The sequence below is a fragment of the uncultured Alistipes sp. genome, from assembly GCF_949296715.1.
Taxonomy (GTDB): Bacteria; Bacteroidota; Bacteroidia; order Bacteroidales; family Rikenellaceae; genus Alistipes.
The window spans coordinates 1-4,069 of the sequence record NZ_CASFQD010000035.1 but is presented as its reverse complement, the minus strand read 5'-3'; the positions used below and the strand labels follow the sequence as shown (position 1 = coordinate 4,069).

Sequence of the window (4,069 nt, the reverse complement as noted above, 5' to 3'; positions counted from 1 at the left end):
TCTCGTTCGTGGGCCGCAACCTCTGGATGATCTACTGCAAGGCGCCGTTCGATCCCGAGGCCATCGCTTCGACGGGCAACAACTATCAGGGTATCGACTACTTCATGGTGCCGTCGCTGCGCAGCTTGGGCTTTAGCCTTCGTGTTACCTTCTAAAACCGAAAACGTATGAAACGAATCCAACATATCATCAGCGCGCTTTTCGGAGTTCTGCTGCTGTTGTCGTGGGGCTGCACGGGGGATTTCGACGAGATCAACCGCAATCCGAGCGAGGCGACGAATGAAGAGCTCCAGCGCGAGAACTACAAGATCGGCACCAACATCCGTGGTCTCCAGAATCTGGTGATTCCGGTACAGGAGCACCGCTACCAGTTCAATGAATCGCTCACGGGCAATGCCTTTGCCGGTTACATGGGCGAGACGCCCGATGGCTGGAAGGAGAAGTTCTCGACCTTCAATCCCTCGGCCGACTGGCTGAAATGGCCCTTTGTGATCGTCATGCAGGAGGCCTATCCTTACTACCGGGGTGTCATCAACAACACGGACGACGAGGTGGCTATCGCTTTGGCCAAGCTGTTCCGCGTGGCGATCATGCATCGCATGACCGATACCTATGGACCGATTCCCTACTCGAAGGTCGTTGAAGATTCGGCCGAGTCGCTGACCGTTGCCTACGACACGCAGGAGGAGGTCTACATGAAGATGTTCGAGGAGCTGGACGAGGTGCTGGCGGTGCTTCACGCCAATGAACAGCTCTCGGCCGACGCCTTCCGCAAATTCGACTATGTTTACTACGGTGACATCCTGAAATGGATCAAATACACCAATTCGCTCAAGCTGCGCATGGCCATGCGGCTGTCGTATGTGAAGCCGGAGGTCTCGAAGGCGAAAGCCGCCGAGGCGATTGCCGACGGGGTGATCACGGCGAATGCCGACAATGCGATGATGCACGCTCCGGAGAACCGTGCTGCCCTGATCTACAACGACTGGGGCGATCATCGCGTGGCGGCCGACATCATCAGCTACATGAACGGCTACAATGACCCGCGCCGTGCAGCGATGTTCACGCAGGGAACGTGGAACAAAAAGAGCGACTACTACGGTATTCGCGTGGGTATTGACCCGACGAATAAGGCGACCATGGTGGAGACCTTTTCGAATCAGGTGATCAGTAGCTCTTCTCCCTATCTGTGGTTCAACGCCGCGGAGGCGACGTTCCTGCGCGCCGAATGGGAGCTGCGTTGGGGCAGTCCGGATGCCGCGAAGGAGCTCTACGAGGATGCCATTGCACTGTCGTTCGAGGAACGCGGGGCTTCGGGTGCCGACAGCTATGTCACGAGTACGGCGAAGCCGGCGAAATATATTGATCCGACCGGTGAATATACGGCCGATGCTCCGGCGAGCGACATCTCGATAGCCTGGGAGGCGGGCGATACGGAGGAAGTCCGCGAACGGAACCTCGAACGGATCATCACGCAGAAGTGGATCGCCATCTTCCCGCTGGGAATCGAGGCGTGGTCGGAGTACCGGCGCACGGGCTACCCGCGGCTGCTGCCCGTGGTGGAGAACAAGTCGGGCGGCACGGTGGATTCGCGGTACGGTATGCGCCGCATACCGTATCCCGTGGAGGAGTACACGGAGAATCCCGTACACCTGCAGGCGGCGATCGACATGCTCGGAGGCCGCGACAACGGCGGCGTGCGTGTCTGGTGGGATGTCAAACCTTTACAATAACGGAATTATGAAAAAAATCGGAATATATCTCTCTATTGCGGCGTTGTTGCTCACCGCAGGGTGCAGCGACTGGACGCAGATGGAGCCCGTCGACCAGCAGCCCGTGCGGCCTTCGGAGCAGAATCCCGAGCTGTGGGCGCAGTACACGGCGGCTCTGCGGGCCTACAAGGCGGGCAAGCACACGCTCGTCGTAGCGAGCTTCGAGAACGGCTCCACAAATCCCACGAGTGAGAAGGACTGCCTGCGCAGCCTTCCGGACTCGCTGGATGCCGTCTCGCTGACCAATGCCGACAACTTCTCGGCTTATGACGCAGAGGATCTCGCAGTTCTCAAGGAGAAGGGCACGCGGGTGCTCTACTTCGTGGACTATGCCGCACGCAGCAGCGAATGGGCGGACCTCGGAGCGTTGGGATCTTACCTTGATCAGGTTGTAGCCCGGACTCAGGAACTGGGGCTCGATGGACTCTCCTTCTCCGGACTGCCGACCTATGGCGACGAGGCCTCGCAGCAGGTCCAGCAGGCGGTAGCGTCCCTGTTTTTGCAAAAGTTTGGGGCGGTGGCCGGTCCGGGCAAGTCGCTGACGCTCTTCTTTGAAGGCGATCCGCAGTTTCTGACCGCAGAACAGCGGGCGCAAGTTGATTACATTGTGCTGGATACCAAGACGACGGACAATGCCAGCGATCTGAAGTTGCAGGTCCTTCGGGCCCTGGAGATGGAGAATGTCTCTGAGGATCGGCTGCTGCTGGGTGCGATGACCGAATACGAGTTCCTTGATGAGGACAAGACGGCCTCGGATGCCATTTCTGCCCTTGCCCTGCGCATTCCGGAACTTGGCCCGCTTGGCGGATTGTGTATCTATGATGCGAACACGGACTATTTCGGCAGCGAAATTATCTACGCTTCGACTCGGGCCGCCATCCAGTTGTTGAACCCTGCAAAATAATCCAGCCATGAAACGAGTGCAAAAATATGCTTTGGTGCTGCTTGCGACGGCGGTAGCCGCTGCGGGCTGCAAGAATGACGAATATGACAATCGCTCGCCATTTGACAACGTGGTTTACCTCGATGTCGCCGAGGCGGACGCTACCCAGTTGACGACCTTCAAGAAGACGTTGCCGACGCTCGAACGCGACTTCTCGGTGGTGATGAGCTACCCGTCGTCGCAGGATGTGGAGGTTACGGTCGAGGTCGAACCGGCTCTTGTTGCCGACTATAATGCCTGCAACGGAACGTCGTGGACCATGCTCGACGCCTCCTATTACGAACTGGCGGAGAATACCGTGACGATCCCGGCCGGAAAGACCATTTCGGAGCGGCTGTCTCTGATGCTCAAGAATCTCGACGGATCGGGCAATGCGGCCGAACTTCCGATCGACGAAACCTACCTGCTTCCGGTTACGATCCGCAGCGCGAGCGGCGGAGTGTCGCTTCTCGGGAGTTCCGCGACGGCCTATTACGTCGTGAAACGTTCGTCGGCCATTACCTCGGCGGCGTCTCTGCGCGACAACTGGATCAACTTCCCGACCCTGGACAAGGCAGGTCCGCAGAGCGACCTGTTCAACAACCTCACGGCCGTAACCTACGAGGCCATTATCCGCGTCGACGACTTCTCGAAACACTCCGAGATTTCGACCATCATGGGTGTCGAGAACTACCTCCTGCTTCGTATTGGTGATGCTGCATTCCCTCGCCAGCAGTTGCAGTTCGACGGTACGGGAGATGCAGCTGCAACGCCGGGCTTCGGGAAGTTCCCCAAGAAGGACGAATCGAAACTCCTGAATGCCGGGGAGTGGTATCACATCGCCGCAACGTACAGCTACGCCACGCGCGAGGTCTGCATCTACGTCAACGGCAAGCTGCAGAGCCGCGGCACCGACCTCGGCAATCCCGCCTCGACGCCTTTCAACCTGGCTGGCCGGGCTTTCTACGACCTCTACCTGCAGGATCCTGTCAAGTATGAACAGTACAAGGGCTGGGGCAATTTCCGGCAGTTCTTCCTCGGCAAGTCCTATGACGACACGCGCCAGCTGAACGGAGACATCACCGAGGTGCGGGTCTGGAACGTGGCGCGCACCGAGCAGGAGATCTGGGAGAATATGTACGATGTCGATCCGCAGACGCCGGGGCTGATCGGCTACTGGAAATTCGACGAGGGCGAAGGCAACGTCATCCATGACTGGACCGGCAACGGCAACGATGGCGTGGCTGAATTCGATCTCGAATGGCCCTCGGGCATTGAGGTGCCGCAACTCAATAAAGAATAATCATGAAAGGGAACATTATGAAACATACAGGATTTATTCGATTGTTTCGGGGCGCAGCACTTGGATGCGCAG

Annotated in this window: 3 protein-coding genes; all 3 read left to right on the top strand. The window is 58.1% G+C overall.

From position 1 onward, the window contains the following. The first annotated feature begins 167 nt into the window (after positions 1–167). The 3 genes from Q1Y33_RS05345 to Q1Y33_RS05335 are packed head-to-tail and all read left to right on the top strand — an operon-like array spanning position 168 to position 3,997. Positions 168–1,733 (top strand): SusD/RagB family nutrient-binding outer membrane lipoprotein, encoded by a 1,566-nt coding sequence (locus Q1Y33_RS05345; RefSeq protein WP_300798715.1) that lies wholly within the window; start codon positions 168–170, stop codon positions 1,731–1,733. Positions 1,734–1,740: 7 nt separating this feature from the next. Further along, positions 1,741–2,676 carry a glycoside hydrolase family 18 gene (locus Q1Y33_RS05340; protein ID WP_300798714.1) on the top strand — a complete coding sequence of 312 codons (936 nt, stop codon included), beginning with the start codon at positions 1,741–1,743 and terminating at the stop codon, positions 2,674–2,676. A gap of 7 nt (positions 2,677–2,683) precedes the next feature. Beyond that, complete coding sequence (locus Q1Y33_RS05335) at positions 2,684–3,997, top strand: DUF1735 and LamG domain-containing protein (RefSeq protein ID WP_300798713.1); 1,314 nt, start codon at positions 2,684–2,686, stop codon at positions 3,995–3,997. The last annotated feature ends 72 nt before the right edge of the window (positions 3,998–4,069 follow it).